At 27.5% G+C, this 23,390-nt stretch carries 23 protein-coding genes; 13 read left to right on the top strand and 10 right to left on the bottom strand.

The window, feature by feature from the left end:
• The first annotated feature begins 11 nt into the window (after positions 1-11).
• From pfkA to rplA, 9 genes are all read left to right on the top strand, one after another.
• Positions 12-986 (top strand): 6-phosphofructokinase, encoded by a 975-nt coding sequence (pfkA, locus tag JXZ93_RS02995; RefSeq protein WP_205852688.1) that lies wholly within the window; start codon positions 12-14, stop codon positions 984-986.
• 314 nt (positions 987-1,300) lie between these two features.
• A complete protein-coding gene (locus JXZ93_RS04285) occupies positions 1,301-2,290 on the top strand; it encodes a LacI family DNA-binding transcriptional regulator (RefSeq protein ID WP_308699353.1) in 990 nt (329 codons plus the stop codon).
• Between the two features lie 38 nt (positions 2,291-2,328).
• The gene (locus tag JXZ93_RS02985; protein WP_205852687.1) at positions 2,329-3,405 is read left to right on the top strand and encodes a potassium channel family protein; all 1,077 of its coding nucleotides are present in this window, start codon (positions 2,329-2,331) and stop codon (positions 3,403-3,405) included.
• The gene (locus JXZ93_RS02980) at positions 3,398-4,225 is read left to right on the top strand and encodes a deoxyribonuclease IV (RefSeq protein WP_205851986.1); all 828 of its coding nucleotides are present in this window, start codon (positions 3,398-3,400) and stop codon (positions 4,223-4,225) included. Before JXZ93_RS02985 ends, JXZ93_RS02980 begins: the two co-directional genes overlap by 8 nt.
• 116 nt (positions 4,226-4,341) lie before the next feature.
• Entirely contained in the window at positions 4,342-4,494 is a 153-nt protein-coding gene (gene rpmG / locus JXZ93_RS02975) for a 50S ribosomal protein L33 (RefSeq protein WP_174892645.1), read from the top strand.
• A gap of 81 nt (positions 4,495-4,575) precedes the next feature.
• A complete protein-coding gene (locus JXZ93_RS02970; protein WP_205851987.1) occupies positions 4,576-5,658 on the top strand; it encodes a M24 family metallopeptidase in 1,083 nt (360 codons plus the stop codon).
• A gap of 12 nt (positions 5,659-5,670) precedes the next feature.
• A complete protein-coding gene (locus tag JXZ93_RS02965) occupies positions 5,671-6,570 on the top strand; it encodes a MurR/RpiR family transcriptional regulator (protein ID WP_205852686.1) in 900 nt (299 codons plus the stop codon).
• A 232-nt stretch (positions 6,571-6,802) separates the two neighbouring features.
• A complete protein-coding gene (rplK, locus tag JXZ93_RS02960; protein WP_205852685.1) occupies positions 6,803-7,414 on the top strand; it encodes a 50S ribosomal protein L11 in 612 nt (203 codons plus the stop codon).
• A 14-nt stretch (positions 7,415-7,428) separates the two neighbouring features.
• The gene (gene rplA, locus JXZ93_RS02955; protein WP_374962877.1) at positions 7,429-8,112 is read left to right on the top strand and encodes a 50S ribosomal protein L1; all 684 of its coding nucleotides are present in this window, start codon (positions 7,429-7,431) and stop codon (positions 8,110-8,112) included.
• A 247-nt stretch (positions 8,113-8,359) separates the two neighbouring features.
• Here the strand turns inward: rplA and obgE are convergent, their stop codons facing one another.
• From obgE to JXZ93_RS02930, 5 genes are all read right to left on the bottom strand, one after another.
• Complete coding sequence (gene obgE, locus JXZ93_RS02950; RefSeq protein WP_205851991.1) at positions 8,360-9,628, bottom strand: GTPase ObgE; 1,269 nt, start codon at positions 9,626-9,628, stop codon at positions 8,360-8,362.
• 150 nt (positions 9,629-9,778) lie between these two features.
• Positions 9,779-11,758: an excinuclease ABC subunit UvrB gene (uvrB, locus tag JXZ93_RS02945; RefSeq protein WP_205852684.1), complete on the bottom strand. Its 1,980-nt coding sequence runs from the start codon at positions 11,756-11,758 to the stop codon at positions 9,779-9,781.
• Between the two features lie 46 nt (positions 11,759-11,804).
• Positions 11,805-12,530, bottom strand: coding sequence for a glucosamine-6-phosphate deaminase (gene nagB, locus JXZ93_RS02940; RefSeq protein WP_205851993.1), 726 nt, complete (start codon positions 12,528-12,530; stop codon positions 11,805-11,807).
• Between the two features lie 2 nt (positions 12,531-12,532).
• Positions 12,533-13,654, bottom strand: a complete 1,122-nt coding sequence (gene nagA, locus JXZ93_RS02935; RefSeq protein WP_205851994.1) for an N-acetylglucosamine-6-phosphate deacetylase — start codon at positions 13,652-13,654, stop codon at positions 12,533-12,535.
• The gene (locus JXZ93_RS02930) at positions 13,647-14,498 is read right to left on the bottom strand and encodes an N-acetylmuramic acid 6-phosphate etherase (protein ID WP_205851995.1); all 852 of its coding nucleotides are present in this window, start codon (positions 14,496-14,498) and stop codon (positions 13,647-13,649) included. Before JXZ93_RS02930 ends, nagA begins: the two co-directional genes overlap by 8 nt.
• 250 nt (positions 14,499-14,748) lie before the next feature.
• On the opposite strand from JXZ93_RS02930, the gene JXZ93_RS02925 reads away from it, so the two are divergent.
• Both JXZ93_RS02925 and JXZ93_RS02920 read left to right on the top strand, forming a co-directional pair.
• Positions 14,749-15,030: a hypothetical protein gene (locus tag JXZ93_RS02925; RefSeq protein WP_205851996.1), complete on the top strand. Its 282-nt coding sequence runs from the start codon at positions 14,749-14,751 to the stop codon at positions 15,028-15,030.
• The gene (locus JXZ93_RS02920; RefSeq protein WP_205851997.1) at positions 15,030-16,691 is read left to right on the top strand and encodes a PTS transporter subunit EIIC; all 1,662 of its coding nucleotides are present in this window, start codon (positions 15,030-15,032) and stop codon (positions 16,689-16,691) included. Before JXZ93_RS02925 ends, JXZ93_RS02920 begins: the two co-directional genes overlap by 1 nt.
• A 79-nt stretch (positions 16,692-16,770) precedes the next feature.
• Here JXZ93_RS02920 and tsaD read toward each other — a convergent pair whose 3' ends face one another.
• The 4 genes from tsaD to JXZ93_RS02900 are packed head-to-tail and all read right to left on the bottom strand — an operon-like array spanning position 16,771 to position 19,495.
• Positions 16,771-17,703: a tRNA (adenosine(37)-N6)-threonylcarbamoyltransferase complex transferase subunit TsaD gene (tsaD, locus tag JXZ93_RS02915; RefSeq protein WP_205852683.1), complete on the bottom strand. Its 933-nt coding sequence runs from the start codon at positions 17,701-17,703 to the stop codon at positions 16,771-16,773.
• A complete protein-coding gene (locus JXZ93_RS02910; protein WP_205852682.1) occupies positions 17,703-18,260 on the bottom strand; it encodes a hypothetical protein in 558 nt (185 codons plus the stop codon). Before JXZ93_RS02910 ends, tsaD begins: the two co-directional genes overlap by 1 nt.
• A 1-nt stretch (position 18,261) precedes the next feature.
• A complete protein-coding gene (gene tsaE, locus JXZ93_RS02905; protein WP_205852000.1) occupies positions 18,262-18,648 on the bottom strand; it encodes a tRNA (adenosine(37)-N6)-threonylcarbamoyltransferase complex ATPase subunit type 1 TsaE in 387 nt (128 codons plus the stop codon).
• On the bottom strand, positions 18,629-19,495 hold the full coding sequence (locus JXZ93_RS02900) for a DegV family protein (protein WP_205852681.1): 867 nt from the start codon (positions 19,493-19,495) through the stop codon (positions 18,629-18,631). The genes tsaE and JXZ93_RS02900 overlap by 20 nt, the downstream gene beginning before the upstream one ends.
• A 48-nt stretch (positions 19,496-19,543) precedes the next feature.
• Here JXZ93_RS02900 and tapR point away from each other — a divergent pair, with 48 nt between their 5' ends.
• Positions 19,544-20,134, top strand: coding sequence for a TyrS-associated PheT N-terminal domain-related protein TapR (gene tapR / locus JXZ93_RS02895; RefSeq protein ID WP_205852002.1), 591 nt, complete (start codon positions 19,544-19,546; stop codon positions 20,132-20,134).
• Positions 20,119-21,363 carry a tyrosine--tRNA ligase gene (gene tyrS / locus JXZ93_RS02890; protein WP_205852680.1) on the top strand — a complete coding sequence of 415 codons (1,245 nt, stop codon included), beginning with the start codon at positions 20,119-20,121 and terminating at the stop codon, positions 21,361-21,363. The genes tapR and tyrS overlap by 16 nt, the downstream gene beginning before the upstream one ends.
• A gap of 37 nt (positions 21,364-21,400) precedes the next feature.
• On the opposite strand, the gene topA is transcribed toward tyrS, so the two are convergent.
• Positions 21,401-23,260 (bottom strand): type I DNA topoisomerase, encoded by a 1,860-nt coding sequence (gene topA / locus JXZ93_RS02885; RefSeq protein WP_205852679.1) that lies wholly within the window; start codon positions 23,258-23,260, stop codon positions 21,401-21,403.
• Positions 23,261-23,390 lie beyond the last annotated feature (130 nt).

Genomic DNA, 23,390 nt, shown 5'->3' with positions numbered 1-23,390 from the left:
AAGAGGATAAAATGAGAAAAATAGCTATTTTAACATCTGGTGGTGATGCTCCAGGTATGAATAACGCCGTTAGAGCGGTGGTTAAAGGTGCTAAATCAAATGGTTTAGAAGCGTTTTTAGTTTATGAAGGTTATAAAGGTTTATATAACGATAATATAGTTAGTGCGGATAATGTTGATTTAGATTTATTTTTAAATCAAGGTGGTACTGCAATTTATTCAGCAAGATTTCCTGAGTTTAAAAAACCAGAAGTAAGAGAAGTTGCAATTAATAATCTTAAAAATAGAGGAATAGATGCTTTAGTTGTTATTGGTGGTGATGGAAGTTATCAAGGAGCTCAACTTTTACATCAATCAGGAATTAAAACAATTGGGTTACCAGGTACTATTGATAATGATATAGCTTCAAGTGATTTTACTATTGGTTATGATACAGCGTTAAATACAATAGTTGATGCGATTGATAAAATAAGAGATACTGCTCGTAGTCATAAAAGAATTATGATAGTTGAAGTTATGGGTAATGGTTGTGGTGATTTAGCACTTTACTCAGGTCTTGCAACAGGTGCAGAAATTATTGCTACTAAAGATTTTCAACCTTCAATGGAGGAAATTGCAAATACATCATTACAATTGACTAAACAACCTAACCGTAGAAGTTTAGTTATTGTTGTTTCTGAAAAGTGTTATGATATTAAACAACTTGAAAAAATAGTACAAGATAAAACAGGTTGAGATACACGTATAAACCCATTAAATCATATTCAAAGAGGTGGAAGACCTTCGGCTCAAGAAAGAGTTTTAGCAACGTTATTAGGTTCTAAAGCAGTTGAGTATTTAATTGAAGGAAAATCAGGTTTGGCAGTTGGAATTTTGAATAATGACGTTGTTGGAATACCAATTTTAGAAGCTTTATCAATGAAAAATGCTTCCAAAGAAAAAGCGGTTCAAAGAGCTATTAAATTTAATAAATTGAACCAATCATAATAAAAAATAGTTAACAGTATATTAATTTATTGTTAATTATTTTTTATTTTATTATTTTATGTTATAATATTATTGATTCTTACGTAAGGTAAGTGTGAGATCCTTTTAAAGATCACTTCTTGAGACATTAGCCCTCCTTTCAAATTAATAATTAAATTAGAACATAAAAGATTAAAAAACACTTGTTAAAGGTGTTTTTTAATCTTTTATTTTCAATTCAAAACCAATTATGATAATCACTTTTAATTATTATTTTCAATATCTTAATTTGTTAAAATGTTAAAAATAGTTGTTTTTTAATATATAATAATTTTATGAAGAAAAAAATTTCGTACAAAGATATTGCTGAACAAGCAAATGTTTCGGTTTCTACAGTTTCAAGATTTTATAATGATGGTTATGTTTCAAAAAAAGCTAGAGCTAAAATCACTGAGGCAATAGAAAATAATAATTTTTATCCTAATACTGGAGCAAGAATAGTAAGAGGTAGAGATAATTCAGTTTTTATTATTATGCCCATATGAGCTCAAAATCTTTATTCTTCAATTGTGAGTGGGATAACAATAGCTTGTGCTCGTAAAGGAAGAAGGGTTAATACAACTTATGCTGGTAATTCTACTAAAGAATATATTGATGCAATTAGATACGCTTTTTCGTGGAAACCATCTGCAATTGTCGTTTTTGTTCCTCAATACTACAAAGAATTATTTGATTTTTTAAAGGGTTTAGAGGACATTACAGTAATATTATACGAACATCAAGTTAACGGAATTAACTCAATAAAAGTCGATATTACGAAAGGTTTTTACACATTAACTGAAAAATTACTGAATTCATCAGCCAATAGAAACGAAGATGGATCGTTAATAAGTAAAAAAGTTGCATTCATAAGTGATGGTAGACTTTCGAATACTCAAAAAACCGAAAGATACCAAGGTTTCGAGCGTGCATGCGTTGATAATAATTATGATTATTATGAATATAGTTTTAGTTCTAAAAAAACTCTAGAAGATATTGCTCAAATTTCTAAGTTTTTAAGACAATACAATATTCATAATGTTGTTTGTTCGACTCACGAAACTTATGTAGCTTTAGCTCAAGCACTAGGTACTAAAGAATATAATTACACTGATATTGGTTATCAATCCATATATGATAATATTAAAAAATATGTAGCTAAAATTTTTATTGATTATCCAAATTTAGGCTTTAGGATTGAAGATATGATTACTAAACATAAAATAAATAATGAAATAATAACAAAAACTATACCAATTGAAATTATCGAAACCGCAAAAAGATAAATCTTTTTGGTTTATCTTTTTTAATTAAAAGGAGAAAAATGAAGAAAAGAAATTATAAAATGATTTTTGAATTTTTAACGCCAATAGTTTGAAACTTTAATGATGATATGAAAAATAAAAATAACATTTATAAAACTCAGTCTAAATTATTCAAATTTGTTTATATATTATTGGTTATTTTAGCTTCTTTAGTATCTGTTTTGTCGATTGCTACAACTGCTAAAATATTTGGGCAAGGCTGGAAAAATTTTATTACAATACTACAAATTTTTACTTTTTTCTTTTTTATTGTTGATTATATACTACATTTATTGACGTATAGAACATATAAAAAAATAGATAATCATACTATGTTGTATGAGAGCTCATATAAGTTTATTTTTTCAATTAAAGGTATTGTAATATTGCTATCCATTTTGTCTTCGTTACATATTATTGAATATTTTATAGAGGTAGATTCTACTTCGCAAAAAGCTTTCGAATTCTTTAAGTTACTTAATTTTTTTAGATTTGCAAGACTTTTTTGAATTTTAACAATTTTTACTCCTTTTGCAATAATTGCTGCCGCATTCAAAAAGCAAAAAAAAGTTTTAACATATGTTTTACTTTTAGCTATATTGTTAATATTTATTTTTGCCATTATCATTTGAAGTAACGAAACATCTTATTTAGAGGAACAAAGAAATAACTTTTTATTGTCCAATAAAATAAAACCAAGGGAAGATTCATGAAAAATTTATCTTGAGGCACAAGAATCTAATAATAAAGAACTTTATTTAAAAGAACATTTATATTATGATCAAGATAAAATAGCTATTTATGATGCCATTTTCCCAAATTACGACCAATTAAAATCGGGTTATGTAATTACATTTTTAGATGCAATATATTTTGCAACTATTACGTTAACAACAATTGGTTATGGAGATTTACTACCACATTCTCCAATAACAAAAATAATAGTTTCAGTAAATGCGTTAGTTGCTTTAGCGATAATTGCAATTCCATCTGGTATTATCGCCGGTTCGTTTTTAAATGAAATGCAAGAGCATTTAAAAAAACAAAAGAAAGAGAAGTCAAAGTTAAATAATGAAAAGGAAGTAAAAAATGATTAAATTAGGTTCACATATATCTTTTAAGAGTCCTGGTTATTTGGTTGATTCCGTTAAGGAATCTATGAATAATAATGCAAATACAATGATGATTTATTTAGGTGCCCCACAAAATACTAAAAGAGTTAGTGTTGAAAAGTTTAATCTTGAGGAGTATGAAGCTAGATTTCAAAATTTTATACCTAAAGAAGACATCATAGTTCATGCTCCTTACATTATAAATCCCGCATCTTTAGAAAAATCTAGTTTTGCAAAAGAATTTTTAATTGAAGAAATCAAGAGAATGAATTACTTAGGTTTAAAATATTTAGTTTTACATCCTGGGGCATATACTATTTATAGCGAACAAGAAGCATTGGATGAATTAGTTCAGACCTTAACATATGTAATCGAAAATACTTCAGATGTTGTCATATGTATTGAGACTATGAGTGGTAAAGGAACTGAAATTGGAACAAATTTTGAACAATTAAAATTCTTAATAGATTTTGTTAATTCTGAACGTCTTAAAATTTGTTTAGATACATGCCATATGTGAGATTCTGGATATGATTTGCAAAGTTATGATGAGTTTAAAGAGGAATTAATAAGATGAGATATATTAAAACATGTTAAAGTTATACATTTAAATGATTCTAAGAACGAAGTTTTTTCACATAAGGATAGGCATGCAAATATTGGCCGCGGTACAATCGGATTAGAAACATTAAGAAAATTTGTTCATGATCCAGATTTTGATAACATTCCTATTATTTTAGAAACACCCGTACCAGAAGATGGACCAATTTATGATCAAGAAATTGAAATGTTAATTCGAAAATAAATTATTTATTTTTTAAAAAACCAAAATTAAAAAAAAATTTTTAAAAAAATAAAATTAAATTATAATATAAATACTATTTATACAATATTTAAATAAAACATGTAAAGGAGCATATTATGGCAAGAGAAGGTTATACATTAGTTTGTACAGTATGTAAAATGGAAAACTACATTTCTAAGAAAAACAAAAAAACTCACCCTGAAAAAATTGAACTAAATAAATTTTGTGCAAAATGTGGTGCACATACAGCTCACAGAGAAAAGAAATAATAATATTTTTGATGCTTTTAGCATCTTTTTTATTATTTTTTTATTTAACATATATAATTTATATAATAAAGGAAGGTAAAAATGAATAGAACAAAACTTGATATTTTTTTTAACAACAACCCTGAAGTTGATGCTCTTATATCTGAAGCTCCCCAAACAAGATTGTGATATGCTGGAGTTCAAACAACTGATGGTTTTATTATAATAGAAAGAAATAAAGCAACACTTTTTGTTGATGGTAGATATATCGAATACGTTAGAGCAAATGCTAAAAATGTTGATGTTCAATTATTACAAAGAACAAAAGAAGGAAGCTCAATAAAGAAATTCTTTGAAGAAAAGAAATTTAAAAAAATAGCCTTAGAGAAAGATTACTTAATTAAAGATGTTGAAAATTACATTTTGTCATTAACAAATTTAACCTCTAAAGATGTAGTATGAGTAAGTGCTCAAGAATTAAGAATTTTAAAATCAAAAGAAGAATTAAAATATTTACAAGAGGCTGTTAATATTTCGTTAAAATCACTCGAACAATTAAAAGAATGAATTAAACCTGGTATGAATGAAAAAGAAGTTGCGGCCAAATTAAATTATTTACTAAAAATGAACGGTGCCGAAAAGGAGGGTTTTGATGAAATAGTTGCTGCTGCACAATATGCTTCTGAACCTCATCATCATCCAAGTGAGAATAATTTATTAATTGAAAATCATTTGTTAAAAGTTGATTTTGCCGCAAGATATAAAGGTTATACAGCCGATATAACAAGAACTTTTGTAGTAGGTGACCCTAAAAAAACAAACCCTGAGTTATTAAAAATTTTAAAGATAGTTGAAGAATCGGCCGCAGAAGGGCGTAAAATAGTTCGTCCAGGTATTAAAGCTTCAGAAATTGATAGAGTTTGCCGTGAATATATTGAATCAAAAGGATATGGTAAATATTTTGTTCATTCTACTGGGCATGGTCTCGGTATTGATGTGCATGAATTTCCAAATGTTTCTTCATCTAGTGATGTTATTTTAGAACCTGGTATGGTTTTAACTGTAGAACCAGGTATTTATATCGAAGGTCTTGGTGGAGCAAGAAATGAGGATGATGTATTAGTAACAGAAGATGGTTACTATGTATTATCAAAACCGGAGGAAAAGAAAAATAATTTCTTTTAATAGAGGTTAAGTATGAAAATTAATATTATTGATTTACAAAATCTTGACAAGGAGAAAATTGACAAGGTTTCTATTGACACAATAAATAAAATTAGAAATTTTATTGAAAACAAAACAGATGATTTTTTAAAAATGAATTCTTCTGAATTGGCAGAACATTTAGATTTATCTCAATCAACAATTTCTAGATTTGCAAAAGGGTTAGGTTTTAAAAGTTATTCTGATTTTAAAATATATGTTTCTAAAAGATTGCAATTAAAACAAGATACTTATGATGATAATATAGATAATTCAAATATTAATTCTATCAATCAAGTTTCCAACAACATAAAAACCCATTATATATATTCGGTACAAAAAACTGTTGAAAGATTTATAGACAGTAATGATTTAATGGGATATATCAATACAATAAGAGAAAATAAGGTTAATGTCATTTTCGCAATCGGAGAATCTGGAATGGTGGGACGTTATTTTTCGTGAAGTATTAGAAAAATTGGTTTTAATACTATATTTGTGGATAACATACACTCATTTTTTGGTTACTCGAGTTTAATAACATCTTACAAGAAAACTCATGTAACAATAATTTCAAAAAGTGGAAAAACATTAGAAGTTAAAAATATTATTAACTTTTTAATAAAAAACAACGTTACTTATTCAATTTGAACTAAAAATACAAAAATAAAACCCGAAAATTGTAAAAATATACTTCTTTTAGAAAGTATTGAGCAAAATTATCGTATTAGTCATATTGGATCAAAAATTTCAGCATTCTTAATTAGTGATATTATTTTTTCTTACTTATCATCAGTTATTGATCAAAAGAAAATAATTTTTAAAGAAATTAACAATCAAATAAAAGAATGAAATTCATTGCTTCCTGATATGGAACAAAAAGAAGAAAACTAAAGAAAGAGGCAATTTAAAATGCCTCATTTTTTTAGTTTTCTTTTTTATTTTGCCTATAAAATGACATGAAAAAAATTATTCCCTTATATTAAAGGGATAAAAGAATTGAAAGAAAATTATTAAAAAAAATAGATTATTATATAATATTAAAGCAATATAGGAATATTGCCAAAGTGGGAGATATTTTTAATTAAAATATCGTTGGACCACAATATCGAAAGGATACATAAATATGGCAAAAAAAGAAATTCAAAGAATTGCTAAATTGCAATTCCCTGCTGGTAAAGCTAAACCAGGTCCAGCTTTAGCTGGTGTTGGTGTTAACATGCCAGAATTTACAAGAGCATTTAATGACGCGACTAGAGATAGAGGTGACGAACCAGTTCCAGTAAAAATTATCGTTTACAAAGATAAAACATTTGAATTCCAATTATTCACATCTCCAGCATCATACAAAATTAAACAAGCTGCAAACTTACAATCTGGATCAAAAAATTCTAAAACTACAATTGTTGCAACAATTTCAAAAGACCAATTAAGAGAAATTGCTGAATATAAATTACCTGATTTAAACACAAATGATATTGACGCCGCTATGGCTACAATTGCTGGTACAGCTAAACAAATGGGTGTTTTAGTTGAAGGATACGATGACATTTTTAAAGCTAAAGCCGCTGCTAAAGCCGCTGCTAAAGCCGCTGCTAAAGCCGAAAAATTAGCACAATTAAAAGAAGCAGAATTAGAAGCAGATTTAGCTAATTTAGCTGAAACAAAAGGACAATCAATTGAAGTTAAAACAATTTCAGATGAAGAATCTGAAAATATAGAAGAAGGAGCAAAATAATTATGGCTAAAAGATTATCAAAAAACCTTAAAAACGCTCGTGAATCATTTGATAGAACTATTGCTTACGAATTAGAAGAGGCTATTGAATTAGCTAAAAAAACTTCATATGCAAAATTTGACGCTTCAATTGACTTAGCTTTTAATTTAAACTTAGACGTTCGTAAAGCCGACCAACAATTACGTGGTGCAGTATTACTTCCACATGGTACAGGTAAATCAATTACTGTATTAGTAGCAACAAATAATGTAGAAAAACAAAAACTAGCTAAAGAAGCTGGTGCCGACTTTGTATTAGATGGTCCGGCGCTTGAACAAAAAATTAAAGAAAATGACTTTAATTTTGATGTTATGGTTGCAGATCCAACAATGATGCCTTTATTAGGAAAATACGGTAAAGTTTTAGGTCCTAAAGGTTTAATGCCAAACCCTAAAACAGGAACTGTTACTCCAACTCCAGAAAAAGCTGTTGAAGAACTTAAAAAAGGTAAAGCTAACTATCGTACAGATAAAGCTGGAATCGTACATTCATTAATTGGTAAATCAAGTATGGATACTGAAAAACTAGTTGAAAATGCTAAAACTCTTATTTCTTTAATCAAAAAACTTAAGCCAGCTGCTGTTAAAGGTACATATATGTTGAATTTAACAGTTTCAGCATCAATGGGACCAAGTGTAAAGATTAAAATAGAAAAATAGGTTTAATACCTATTTTTTTATAAAATTTTATATTTAAAAATTGCAATTTTCACAATTGCAATTTTTAAAATTAAATGTGGTTAAATATTAAAGCTAATATAATAGTAATACCTATACCTGTTATTAGACCAATGATTGCTGGTCAAAATAGCTTAATTTTTTCTACAGAAAATTTTTTCATAATATGTCCTTATTATTTTTTATAAATATATCGTAATTATAACATTATTTTTAAAAAATATGAAATTTATTCCTCATCATCTCATTCAAATTCAAATCCAAAAATAGATACTGTATCTCCTTTTTGGATGTTTTGCTTAATTAATTCGTCTCAGACACCAATTTTTTTCAATATATTATTAAATCTAACTAAGTTATCGTAAGTATTAATCGGGGTTCTATAATATAATTCTTCAACTTTTTTTCCGCTAACGTTAAAGTAACCTCTATATTCCTGTTTTACTATAAAATCTGGCTCAAATTCGATTACTTTGTACTCTTCCTCATCTTCTTCATCTATTGTTGAGTAATCAAAGTTTTTAATTAGATCTCATAATTTACCTTTTAATTCGTTTAAATTTTCTCTAAAAATAGCAGAAATTTTAACGATTGGAATTAATGGATATTTTTCCTTAAATTTAGATATATTTTTTTCAAAATTTGGTAAATCACTTTTATTAGCAACAACTAATTGAGATTTATTTTCTAATTTTAAATTATATGATTTTAATTCATTGTTTATTATTTCGAAATCTTCGATTGGATTTTTTTCTTCAGAACCAAAGTCAATAATATGTGCAATAACTTTGCAACGCTCAATATGTTTTAAGAATTGTGTCCCTAAACCTTTGCCTAAGGAAGCTCCTTTTATTAATCCTGGTAAATCTGCAACAGTATATGAATTATCGAAAAATTCAACCATACCTAGTTGTGGTACTAATGTTGTGAATTCGTATTCTGCTGCTTTTGCTTTAGCATTGGAAATAGCACTTAATAAAGTAGATTTACCAGCAGATGGTTTACCAACAATACCTACATCAGAAAGTATTTTTAAAACTATTTTTGCTTCAAAACTTTCTCCAGGCATACCGTTTTCGCTTATTCTTGGTGCGGTGTTTTTTGGTGTTTTAAATTTATTATTACCACGACCACCTTTACCTCCGGAGGCAATAAGGTATGGTGTATTAGGTTCTATTATGTCTGCAATTTGTTTATCATTTTTATAAACTAATGTTCCAACAGGGACTTTAATATATGTATCTTTTGCGTTTGCTCCGTATAAATTTTTTGGACCACCTTTTACTCCGTCTTCGGCTTGAATTATTTTATTACTATAAAAACTTAGTAATGTATTTTTTCCAGAATCTCCAATAAAATAAATGTGTCCACCTCGACCACCATCTCCGCCGTCTGGACCACCTTTATCAACGTGAGCTTCTCTACGGAATGAGATCATACCATCTCCACCCTTTCCGGCTTTTAGTTTAACCGTAACTTCATCAATAAATTTTGCCATTTATAACCTCCTGTTTTTAACTTTAAATTAATTATTTTAATAAAATTATTATTTAAAAATATTGAATTTATATATATGTTTTTGTTTTAAAACTATTGTATTAATTATATCATAATAAAAAATGAGTTTTTAAGCTAGAGATATAAAATATTACTTTTTATCTCTTTTTAATTCATAAATCATATCTCTAAGTTCGATTGCTTTTTCATAATCTCTTTGTTTTGAAGCTTCTTCCATTTTTTTAGTTAATTCTTCTATTATGTTGACTATCTCTTTTTTCTTAAATTTAGATTTTCTATTTAAAATTAAATCTAATGAATTGTTTGTGCCGTCACCATAAATAGATTCGGGTATTTCTTTTAAAATAGTTTTTGGAATTATATTATGTTTTCGGTTATATTCCTCTTGTATTTTTCTTTTTTCTATATTATCTTCTATACATTCTTTCATTGCTTGAGAAATTTTATCTGCATAAAATATTGCCTCACCTTTGGCGTTTCTAGATGCTCTACCAACTATTTGCTTTAAGCTAGTAGCACTACGCATGAAACCTTGTGCGTCAGCTTCTAAAATTAATACTTTTGTAAGTTCAGGTATATCTATCCCTTCTCTTAATAAATTTATACCAACAATTGTTTCGTAGTCTCCAAGCCTAAATTTTCTTATAATTTCATTTCTTTCAAATGTATTGTGTTCAGAATGCACATATCAACTTTTTATTCCTAAATTAATCAAGTATTCATTTAACTTTTCCGCACTTTCTTTCGATGTTGTAAGCACAATAGTTCTACCATCACTCTCTCTTTCTTTTATTATTGTGTCATAAATATCATCAACTTGATTTAAAGTTGGTTTAATACTAATTTTAGGATCAAGCAATCCTGTTGGTCTAACATACATTTTAGCAATATTATTTTTTGAAATATTCATTTCATATTCGCTAGGTGTAGCTGAAATAAATATTTTGGTAAAGTCAAAATTTTCAACAACTTCATCATAACTAAGGGGTCTATTTTCTTTAGCGGAAGGTAATCTAAAACCGTAGTTAACCAAATTGTCTTTTCTTGCTTGATCACCTTTGTACATACCACCCATTTGTGGCACAGTAAGGTGCGATTCATCTATTATCATTAAAGAGTCTTTTGGTAAATAGTCTAATAAAGTGTATGGTCTTTGCCCTATTTCACGGCCATCAAGGTACATTGAATAATTTTCGATGCCTTTACACATTCCGAATTCTTCCATTTCATCAATATCTGAAGTTATTCTTTGACTTAATCTTTGCGCTTCTAAAATTTTATTTTTACTATTAAAATAATTTAATTGTTCTTTCAATTCTTTCTTTATTTTTGGGATTATTATATCGTAAACATTATTGTCAACGGCATATTCATCTCCTGGAGAAAGAATATAAGCTATATGTTTCTTAATTAAGTTTTTGTTAAGAGGATCAACATTTGCAATTTCTTCAATTTCATCACCAAAAAAAGAAACACGTATCGCTTCATTTTCTTTGTCAGAAGGATAAATAAATACATTGTCACCTTTTACTGCAAAATTACCATTTTTCGGTGCTAAATCATTTCTTTGGTATTTTACTTTTGTTAAGTCTCTTATGAATGTTTTTAATTCTATATTTTGACCTTTAAAAAATCTATAAAAACTTTTTTTGTAGATTTCAGGGTTTAATGCACCATAAATTGCACTAACACTCGCAACCACAATTACATCTTTTCTATTTAAAAGTGAATTTATGGTGCTTAAACGCATTATTTCTATTTGTTCGTTTGTTTGTGATTCTTTTTCTATGTAGGTATCGGTGTCTGGTTTATAAGCTTCAGGCCTAAAATAATCAAAATACGAAATATAATATTCTACAGCATTATTAGGAAAAAAAGATTTTAACTCTGAATATAATTGACTAGCCAAAGTTTTATTGTGTGATATTAAAATTACGGGTTTATTAATTCTGCTTATGACATTAGCAATGGTAAAAGTTTTTCCCGACCCAGTAACACCATTTAATACAATATTCTTTTCATTGTTTTTGATTTTATCAACTATAAAATTTATTGCTTCAGGTTGACTTCCAGACGGTATCATTTTTGTTTCTAATTTAAAATTGCTCATATGTAAATTATATATAAAAAAACGAACTAAAAGTTCGCCTTTGGTTTTATTTTAAAAGTTTTGCTGCGTTTTTATCAATTATTACTGTTACATCATTGTGTGATTGTAAAAAGCTAGCTGGTACATCTTCTGTTATAGGTCCTTGAATCATTTTAAATATAGCATCTGCTTTATGTTCGCCATCAGCAAGTAAAATTATTTTTTTAGATTCTAAAATTGTACCTATTCCCATTGAAATTGCAGTTTGAGGAACGTCTTCTTTTTTATCAAAGTACTTTTGATTTGATTCGATTGTACTTTGAGTTAAGTTAACTTCACGAGTCCTATCTGTAATTTTTGAACCAGGTTCATTAAATGCTATATGACCGTTTGTACCTATTCCTAATATTGTAAAATCAATTCCACCTTTTTCTTTAATTAACTCTTCGTATTGTTTTGCATTTAATTCTATATCTCCGTTACCTAGAGGTAGATTAATATTTTCTTTTGAAATATTAATGTGATTGAATAAAACATCATGCATAAAGTAGTAATATGAACATTTGCTTTCTCTCGGTATACCTACATATTCGTCTAAATTAAAACTTGTTAATTTAGAAAAGTCTAATTCACCATTTTTGTAGTATTCAATTAAATTTTTATATGTTGCTATTGGAGAGTTTCCTGTCGCAAAACATAAATTTGTGTTTGGTTTATTATTTATTTGTTCTTTAATAATTTTAGCAGCTTCAAAAGCTACTTCTGTTGCGTTATTTTTTATAATTACTTTCATATTTATCCTTTTATTTTTTTACCATCAATATAAACTTCTTTTATCTTCAAAGTTTCGTTGTCTAAGATTACTAAATCAGCTAGAAATCCGGTTTCAATTTTACCTAAATTTTGTATATTTAAATATTTAGCCGAATTATATGATGTCATTTTAACAGCATCGTTAAGTGAATAACCAATTTTGACAATATTTTTAAATGCATCATGAATAGTGATTCCAGAACCTGCTATAGTGTTTGTACCTTTTAATGTGATTAAATTTCCTTTTTTAATAACAGGTATATCACCTGAAATATTTTCCCCATTAGGTGCATAAGCAGGTTTTATAGAATCAGATATTGCTATTATTTTATCTACACCTTTTAATTTAATAGAAAAATCAATAGATTCCTTTGAAACGTGTAATAAATCTATTATTAATTCTGTATATACATCATTATTATATAGAGCCGCTTCCAATAATCCTGGATTACGAGAATCTACACCTGACATGGCATTTCACATATGACAAACTGAGTAACATCCATTTTTAAAGAAATTGTCAGCAATTTGGAATGAAGCACTGCTATGTCCAATTGAACCAATAATCCCTAATTTAGATTGCATATATTTAAAAACATCTAGATTTACCATTAATGGGTCAAAAGAAATTTTCTTTAACATATTGTTTGAGGTTGCATACATTTTATCGATTCTACTTTTTGTACCTTTAATTAAATATTCAGGTTTATGTGCCCCTTTTTTTGACATTCCAATGAAAGGACCTTCGATATGTATTCCCAAATTACGAGAAACTCATTTTTTATTTTCTGAAACATCTTTCAAAGCTTTTAAAATAGTTTTTCAAGAGTTTGTCATTGCAGTTGGCATAAATGAAGTAACACCATGTTTTGCAAGTTTTCTAGAGATTATCTCAACAGCTTTAGTACCATCCATAACATCTTGGTTATATATACCGTGAATATGTGTGTCAATAAAACCTGGAACTAATATATTTTTACCTTCGCCTTCCTTTTCGACAACTTCAAATATTTTGTTATCCATTATGTATACATCAGCGTTTTGTATTGTACTTTCAGGATTAATGATTTTTACATTTTCAATTTTAATAATATTTTTATTCATGTTCAATAACCTTTCTTAAGTTAGAGTTATTTTTATTTAGTAAATCCACTGCCTGTTTATAATCAATGTTTTTTAATATCATAACTATGGCTGTTTTAGCGTTTTGTCTAGCTTCATTATATTTTTCTTTTGCATAATCAAAATCAACATTTGCAATATCTACTATCATATTTATTGATCTTTTTACTAATTTTTCGTTTATAGGTTTGACATCGATCATGTATTCATCATATACTTTTCCGGTCTTTATTGCTGTCATTGTTGAAATTGAATTCAATATTAATTTTTGCATTGTAGCTGCTTTTAGTTTTGTTGATCCTGAAATAACTTCGTTACCTAACTCTAATACTAATGTAAAATCAGCAAATTCTTCGATAGCACCATTTTTGTTATTTGATATTAAAACTGTTTTTGAACCTTTTTCTTTGGATTTTGCAAGAAAACCTTTTACATATTTGGTATTTCCTGAAGCGCTTAAACCTATTACTAAGTCGTTTTTATTAATTTTATTTTCAATTGCATTTGATTCTCCGAGCTTAAAATCGTCTTCATTCATTTCAAGGGAATCTAAAACTGCATCGTCACCGCCGGCTATTACATATTTAAATCAATTTTTTTCTCCATAAGTTGGATAAAAATCTAATGCATCTAGCATTCCTATTCTTCCACTAGTACCTGCACCAATATAAAAAACTCTTCCATTTTTATTAATAGATTCAATACACATTGATGCTATTTTTTCTATGTCTTTTGAATGTTCTTTATAAGTATCAGCAACTTTATAGTTCGCTTCAACAAATAAATTGTTTAATTCGTTTAATTCGTATTTATCTAATTTTTTCATATTGTTCCTCAACTTTTAATATATTAGGTTCAAACATATTTTAGTTTTAAAACTTATTACTAAAATATAAATGAATAATATATGTTTTTATATTTTTATATATAACAAAAAGTAGTTTTTTTCAAAAATATAATGAATACTTTATGCAAAAATATTTTTATCTTTTTTAAAATGTTTAAATAATATTGAGCGACCTAATAGTTGCTCGACTAATGAAAGGTTATTTTATTTAATAAAAATGTCTAAAAAAATGTCAAATAAATTATCCTCATTACACAAATCACAATATGCATATATTGCTTTATGAATATTATTCGCAGTATTACTTGTGGCAGTTGTACTTCTAAGTACACTATACACAAAACCTGAAGATGCGGCCGCTATCGCATCAAGAGCGAATACTATTGCTGCAATTGCGCTATTATTCGTTATTGTGTTTTTAGGAGCAATCGTTGCTACAGTTTATGTACACGGTTTTGTGCTTAAAAAAGCTCAAAAAAATTCAATTTCAAAATCTGGAGGTAAAAAATAATGATGTCAATGTCAAAAAATAACCAACAAACCAGTTTTTGAACAAAAGTAATGTCAAAATTAAGCTCAATTGGTGCTACACTTATGTTCCCTATCGCAGTTTTACCAGTTGCAGCCGTTCTTTTAAGAATTGGTGCTGAAATCCCAACAGATACAGCATTCTCAAAATTAATTCAAGAAATCATTATCAAACCTGGTGCTGCAGTATTTGATAATTTACCAATTTTATTTGGTGTAGGTTTAGCTTTTGGATTTACAAAAGATAAGCGTGCGGAAGCCGCATTTGCCGGATTAATAGCTACATATATTGTTATAGCTTTAGTTCCTTCATTTACAACAGGATTCTACGGAAATGTTGCATTTAGTGAAGGAAATGGTTTTGAAGCCTTATTTGGTGGAAAATATAATGCGGTTTTAGGAGGAAACGTACTTAATGGACTTGCAATTGGTGCTTTAGTTGCGTATGTATACAACAATACAAATTCAGTTAAATTACCAAAAGTTCTTGGTTTCTTCTCAGGAAAAAGATTAGCTCCAGCATTAGCTATCATTTCTGGTTTAGTATTCTCATTCGTATGAGCAATTGTTTTCCCATGAATAGCATACGTAATTTACTTAATTTCTAAAGCTATGTCAGATGCAGTTTCAATAAAAGAAGGTTCAGATTTTGAATCAGCTAGATGAACAAGAGCTGCAATTATGGGAGTTTATGGATTTATAAATAGATTATTAATTCCATTTGGATTACACCACATTCCAAATAACTTATTCTGATTCCAATTAGGAACATTCGCTAAAGAAGGTGGTGCAGCAGGCGAAACAGTTAACGGAGATATTTTCATCTTCTTACAAGGTGTTGCTAAAGGTAACCCTGGTGGAATCTTCCAAGCAGGATTCTTCCCAATGATGATGTTCGGTTTACCAGCTTTAGTTTTAGCATTTGTTAAAACAGCTGCTACAAAAGAACAAAAAACAAAAGTTATTGCTTTATTTGGTTCAGCAGCCGTAGTTTCATTCTTGACAGGTATTACAGAACCAATCGAATTTGCGTTCTTATACATTTCACCACTTCTATACTTCATTCACTCATTATTAACAGGAATATTTGCATTTATTACAGGTGCATTCGGAATTCAATTAGGATTCGGATTTAGTGCTGGATTTATGGACTTCGTTCTTTCAATTCCTAAATCATTAAGAATTATTAATGAATCTGGTTACGAAGGTGCTGCTAAAGTTATGGCAAATCCATTCTGAATTTTACCATTAGGATTATTAACAGGTGTAACATACTACTTCACAGGTTACTTCATGATTACAAAATTAAACTTAAGTACACCAGGACGTGGAGCCGGAGTTATTGCAGATAGTGAACAAGAAGAAACAACTTCTACAACAGAAGAAGGTGAATTATCAGCAAAAGCTAAAAAAATTGTTAGTGCATTTGGTGGATGAGACAATATTGTTGAATACAACAACTGTGCAACAAGATTAAGATATACAGTTAAAGATTCTTCAAAAGTTAACGAAGAAGAACTTAAAAAATCAGGAATTTTTGGACTATCAAAAGTTTCAGATACAGGATATCATGCAATTGTTGGTGTTGAAGCAGAAAGTTTAAACAACGAAATAGTTTCAAACAAAGGTGCAAAATTACAATAATATAATTTAAATAATATAATAAAAATTCAAGTATTTAAGATGCTTGAATTTTTTTAAATAAAAAAGTTCTAATTAATATTTACTTAGAACTTTCAAGTTTTAAATATGCAACTTGTGCAATCATTGCTCCATTATCGGTGGAGTATTTTAGCGATGGAATAATTGCATCTTTGTGTAATTTTAAAAATTCATTTCTAAGAAAAGTATTTGCGCTAACACCACCGCCTAATACAATACTTTTTGGATTATATTTTTTTATTGCAACACTCATCTTTTCAATTAAATATTCAACAGCAATTTTTTGAAAACTAGCGGCTATTTTATTTTTATCAATTGAATTATTTTTCATTTTTTCAGAATTAATTAAATTTAAAACCTGAGTTTTTAAACCGCTAAAAGAAAAATCTAATTCATTTTCTGTTTTAGGCTTTGTAAAGTTAAAAAAATCTCCTTTGTAATTTTGATAAATCTTATCTATTAATGGTCCTCCAGGAAAACCTATACCAGTTCTAGAGGCAACTTTATCAAACGCTTCTCCAACAGCATCATCCAAGGTTTCGCCTACAATTTCAAAATTATTGTAATCTTTTGCATATAAAATTTGGGTATGTCCTCCTGAAACTAATAGGCATAACGATGGAAAAAAAATCTTTTCTGTTATTGTAGCAGACAAGAAGTGACCATGTAAATGATTTACCGGAATTAGAGGTTTATTCATAGATATAGATAATGCACTCGCAAATAAATAACCAATTTGTAAAGAACCTATTAATCCAGGTTCTTTAGTATATGCTATATAATCAATCTCGGACAAATTATATTTTTTCATGATTTCATTTTGTAGTATCGCTATATTTTTAACATGTTCTCTAGATGCCAATTCAGGTATAGTTCCGCCATATTTTTCAAAAATATCAGTTTGAGAAATTGATCACATATCTAATATTTTTCCGTTTTCCATTATTGCAATTGAAGTGTCATCATGAGAGGTTTCTATGCCAATTATTTTCATTACTTAATTTCTCCTATTTGAGGCATTTTAATGTATAAAGGTTCTATTTCCAATAAATTTTTAGTTTTGAAAATATCTTTATAATTTACGAAATTTAATTTCATTTCAAAATAATTTATCTTACTTTTTTGTTTACCGTTATCATCTAAAATTTTAATTGATGTTTTAATTTCTTTATTTAAATCTAGTTTGTTATAAAAATACATTTTTTTACCTTGAGCATCAATAAAAAAATCTTTTTGATTTGGATTTTGAATTTCTAAGATAGAAAAAGAATTTGTGTAAAATAAGTTTTTATTTTCCAACATTGCCATTGTCCTTAAAAAAACCAAACTAGATCTTACTCCTGTGAAGAAACCAGGACCGACATTTGTATAATATGCATCAATTTTTTTATTAGTTAAATTGTTTCTACTTAATATTTTTTTGTATTGATCGACAATTAAATCGACTTTCTTTTTATAACCTTCTAAAATTATTGAATCAACTACATTAAAATTATTATCAAATAAAAAAATAACAAAATCAGTTGATGAAGTGTCTAAAAATATATTCATTTTATTTCTCCTCTAATTCAATAAATCTTTGGTCATTAATTATACTAATCTTAATTTTTGTAAAATTATCAAACTGATATTTTAAATATTCAGACCATTCGATGGCAACAATATTATCTTCGAAATAATCTACAAATTCGTCTAAATCTCCCTTGTAGTTATATAAATCAATATGTATAAGTCCGTTATATGTTTTCATGTAATTAAAACTTGGAGATGTAATTTTGTCTTTTATTTCTAGTTGTTTTGCTAACAACTTAACGAAAGTTGTTTTGCCTGAACCTAAATCACCGTATAATAACAAAATTTTATTTTTCTTAATCAATGGTAATATTTTTCTTATAAAATCATCCAATTCTTGTAAATCATTAATTTTTATTTTCATCATTATTTTCTCAAAATTTATTTATATCTTTTTTAGTAGCTACTACGACCGCTTCTGGTCCAACATGAATCAAAATAACAGAAGGAATAAATGCACTTTTTGCTATTATGTCATATTTGTTTTTTATATATTCTATATAATAGTTAATTGTCTCTAAATCAGAAGATATTATCAATATATCCGTATTATAATTATGTTTTTTTAATTTAGATTCAATTTCTTTCTCTACCGTTCTATTAAAAACTAGACCTTTACCTTGTTTTAAAAGCTCTCCGTTTTCAAACCTTATCAATGGTACTACTTTAAGGAGTTTTGCAAGTGTGGCTGCAGCGGGTGTTAAACGTCCTCCTTTAAGTAAATAATTATTATATTTCGGTATTAAAGTAACGTCTAAATCTTCGTCTCATGGCTCAACCTGTTTTATCGAATATTCTAAATCATTAGTTTCTTTGTATGTTTTAATAAATTTATTAACTTGCATTTGCAGTGTTCCTGAAATATTTACCGATTCAATAACTCTAAGTTTAGGATAATCTTTTTCTAAATTTTTTAACATTGAGTATTGACTTGATAAGTATTTTGAAATAGGAAAAACCACTATTTTATCATATTCTTTTGATAATTTTTCGATCATTTTGCAAGAATAACCTATTGGTGTAGCGGATGTAGAATATGTTTTAGTTTCTAAATTAAAATTTTCAAAAATATTGTAATGACTAATATCTATTCCATCATAAAAATTTTTACCATCAATTTCAATAATTAGAGGTAAAAAATAAAAACCTTTCGAGTTTGCTTCTTTTTCTGTTAAACCAATTGATGAATCCACTACTATTGCTATTTTTTTCATACGTATATTATAATATAAAATAACAATTAAATGTGTTATAATATAAAAATGATTATATGCAATGTTTTAAATGAAAATTTCGCAAATACAAGTATTGTTTTTGTTAATTCAAATATTAAAAAAATTAATAAAATTTATGGTGATAAAATAGTATTTTTTGTTGACGAAAACAAGAATGTTTCTTCAATAAATATTTTGGATAATAAGAAGTATTTTATTGAAAATAATAATAAATTTTTTAGATTAAGTAGCGAGCAAATTAATATCATTAAAGATGAGGCTAATAAACTAGGATTAGTGATAAAACCTATAAAAATGTTTCAATATGGTAAAATCCTAAAAAGAACTATTCATGAAAAAAGTAATAAATTGTTTGTTTTAGAGGTTAATTTTAATGAAGAAAAAACTACTCAAATAATAACGAATACATTGGATACTTTAGAAGGAAAAGTGTGTGTGTTTGCTAGAATTGGTGCAACCACCTTCTCAGGACTTGAAATTTTAAGTGGTAAAGTTATGAATATAGAAAGTAACGGTATGGTAACAAGCTATAAAACATTAGGAATTGAAAGAGATGGTTTAATTTTTGGCGATGAGACACAAGTGGGACAGGAGTTTGATTTATGTCAAGACATTTAGTTTTAAAAGACCTTGAAAAAAGAGGTATTCTCAAAGATACAAGTAATATTGAAAAGTTTTATAAAACTGACGATGAAAGTGCTGTTTACGCTGGTTTTGATCCTACAGCTGATAGTTTACACCTTGGTAATTATATTCAAATTGCAATACTTTTAAGGTTTAAATCATATGGTTGAAAAGTTATTGGTGTTTTGGGTGGTGCTACCGGTATGATTGGAGACCCTTCTTTTAGAGATAGCGAACGTCAATTGCTTGATAGCGAAACTTTAAATAAAAATAAAAATAAAATTAGACAACAACTAGAAGGATTTGGGATAGAAGTTATTGATAATTTTGAATTTTATAAGGATATGAATTTTTTAACATTTTTAAGAGATGTTGGAAAATTAGTAAACATATCAACAATGATTAATAAAGATTCAGTTGCTAGAAGATTAGAAAAGGGATTGAGTTTTACTGAATTTTCATATCCGTTGATACAAGGGTGAGATTTTCTTCAACTTTATAAAAAGTACAATGTACGTGTCCAATTTGGCGGTTCAGATCAATGAGGAAATATTACAACAGGTTTAGAAATAATTTCTAAAGTTGTTGGAAACGATCATGAAGCTTTTGTGTTTACTTCCGGGCTTCTTACTGATGAGAATGGTAATAAATTCGGTAAATCCACAGGTGGAGGTAGTTTGTGACTCGATAAAGAACGTACAAAGCCTTTTAATATGTATCAATTTTTAATAAAACAAACTGATACTATAGTAGAAAAATTACTTTTATGATTAACTTTTTTACCTATTGAAAAAATAAATGAAATTATGGAAATTCATAATTCTAATACATCATCTCAATATGCTCAAAAAACACTAGCATATGAGGTTATTAAAAATATTCATGGAGAAAACGAGGCTATTAAATCAAAAACAATAAGCGAAATTTTATATAATAAAAAACTTGATTTGAGTAGTTTTGATTCTAATATTTTATCTTCTCTTGAAAAAGAAATACCTTTAGTAGAAATTAAAAAAGACTCTAATTTAATAGAACAATTAATCAATAAATCAATTTTAAAATCTAAAAGAGAAGCAAGAGAATTTATCCAAAATAAGGCAATTAAATTTAATTTAAAGCCAGTAAACGAAGATTTTGTTGTTTATTCAGAATATTTTAACAACAAATACGCGTTATTGCACGTTGGTAAAAAAATTATTTATATTGTTAAAATAATTTTTTAATTTTAATAAATAAAAAAATCGCATTTTGCGATTTTTTTTATTCTTCTTCTTCATCGTACTTATCGTTATTTGAAGAATTATTACCTTCTTCGTAACTAGCAGTGTATTTACAATTAGGAAAATTACTACATCCGATAAATTTTTGTCCTTTTTTATTATTTCTAATAAGTAATTTATTTCCACATTGTGGGCAATTTTCATCAAGTTCAATTAATTCAAATTGAACTACACTCATTTTATCTGTAGCTTGTTCTAATGCCACTTGAAATTTGTTTCAAAAAGCTTCCATTAAATTATTTTTTTCGAGTTCATTATCTGCAATTTTGTCTAATTGCTCTTCAACTGAAGCTGTATACAATTCATTAAAAATATCTGGAAAGGCATTTATTAAAGAATCACTTACTTTTATACCAAATTCTGTAGGTACAAGTTGTTTACCTTGCATATTAACATAAGCACGATCTTTTATTATTTTAATTGTTGAAGCAAAAGTTGAAGGTCTACCTACTTTTATTTCATCTAGTTTTTCAATTAATGTTCCATCATTATATCTTGGAGCAGGTTTTGTCTCATGTTCTTCAAAATTAAATTGTTCGACAGCAACAATTTGATTTAGCTGATAATTTGGATCATTTTGTTCTAATTCTTTATTTGTAACTATATAATAACCATCAAAAATAATTTTTGAATAAGTGTTTTTAAACATATATTCTTTAGTTTTATAAGTATATTGTTTACTTTCTCTAATAGGTTGTTTTATTAGCGCCATTAAGGTGTTTTCATAAATTAATTTATAAACTTTTAACTCACTTTCTGACATTTCGGGATACTTACTTTTTGCTAATTCTGGAGTCAGTTCTAAATCTGTTGGTCTAATAGCTTCGTGGGCATCTTGATCACCACTAAAGCCTTTTATTTCTTCAGCTATATAGTCTTTTCCTCATTTTTTAGCAATAAATTTATGAGCTTCATTCACAAAAGTTTGCGACATTCTTGAACTATCGGTTCTTGGGTAGCTTATTAATCCTCCGTCTCCATAACCCTCATAAAGATTTTGTGCAGCAGATTGTGTAGAAGAAGAACTTAATGGGCTTTTTTTGTATAATGTAGCTTGTTTGAAAGGTGTTAATGCTCCAACTTTTCTTTGACTTTTTGCTATATTAATTACTTCTAATTTTAGATCTATGTTTTCAAAATCTTTTTTAATTTTATCGATATCTTTTGTTTCGATTCATTCTCTTCTTTCTGAAATATTTTCAGAATTAAAATACATAGCTAAAACATCATTATTTACTAACTTTGCATTCAACTTGTAATATTGCTCAGGTATAAAAGCATTTATCTCTTTTTCTCTATCTACGACAAGCTTAAGTGCAATTGATTGAACTCTACCCGCAGTTGGCGTACCAGGAGAGTTTTTGAATTTTTTTCTGATCAATTGACTTACTCTAAAACCAATGATACGATCTAACATTCTTCTAGATTTTTGTGCATCAACTAAACCTTCATCTAGTACGCTTGCCTTTTCAAAAGATTTTAAAATTGCATCTTTTGTTATTTCGTTATATTTAATTCTTGAGTACATTTCAGGTTTTATTTTGAAATATTCAACAATATGTGATCCTATCGCTTCACCCTCACGGTCGGGGTCAGTTGCAATGTAAACATGTTTAGCTTCTTTTAATGCGCTTTTTATTCCGCTAACTAATTTACTTTTGCCTCTTTCTAGAGAATAAGAAGGTTCTCAATTTTCAAAATCAATACCTAAACCGTATTCTCCGCTTGTTTTCATTTTTAAAAAATGACCTATTGAAGCAATAACTTCATAATCGTCACCTAAATATTTTTTAATTGTATTTACCTTATTTGGTGACTCAACAATAACTAAATTTTTCATAACCATAAATATATCACAATTATTAACTTTTTTGTCAAGTTTTTCATTTTAATATTTATTAAATTTAAAATTTAAATTTCTTAAAATATTATTAAGAAAATATACAAAATTTTATATAATTAACTATGAG

Source organism: Mycoplasma sp. CSL10166, from assembly GCF_017116885.1.
GTDB lineage: Bacteria > Bacillota_I > Bacilli_A > Mycoplasmatales > Metamycoplasmataceae > Mycoplasmopsis.
Note: the sequence above shows the minus strand (reverse complement) of the source record. Positions and strands in the feature narration are given on the sequence as shown.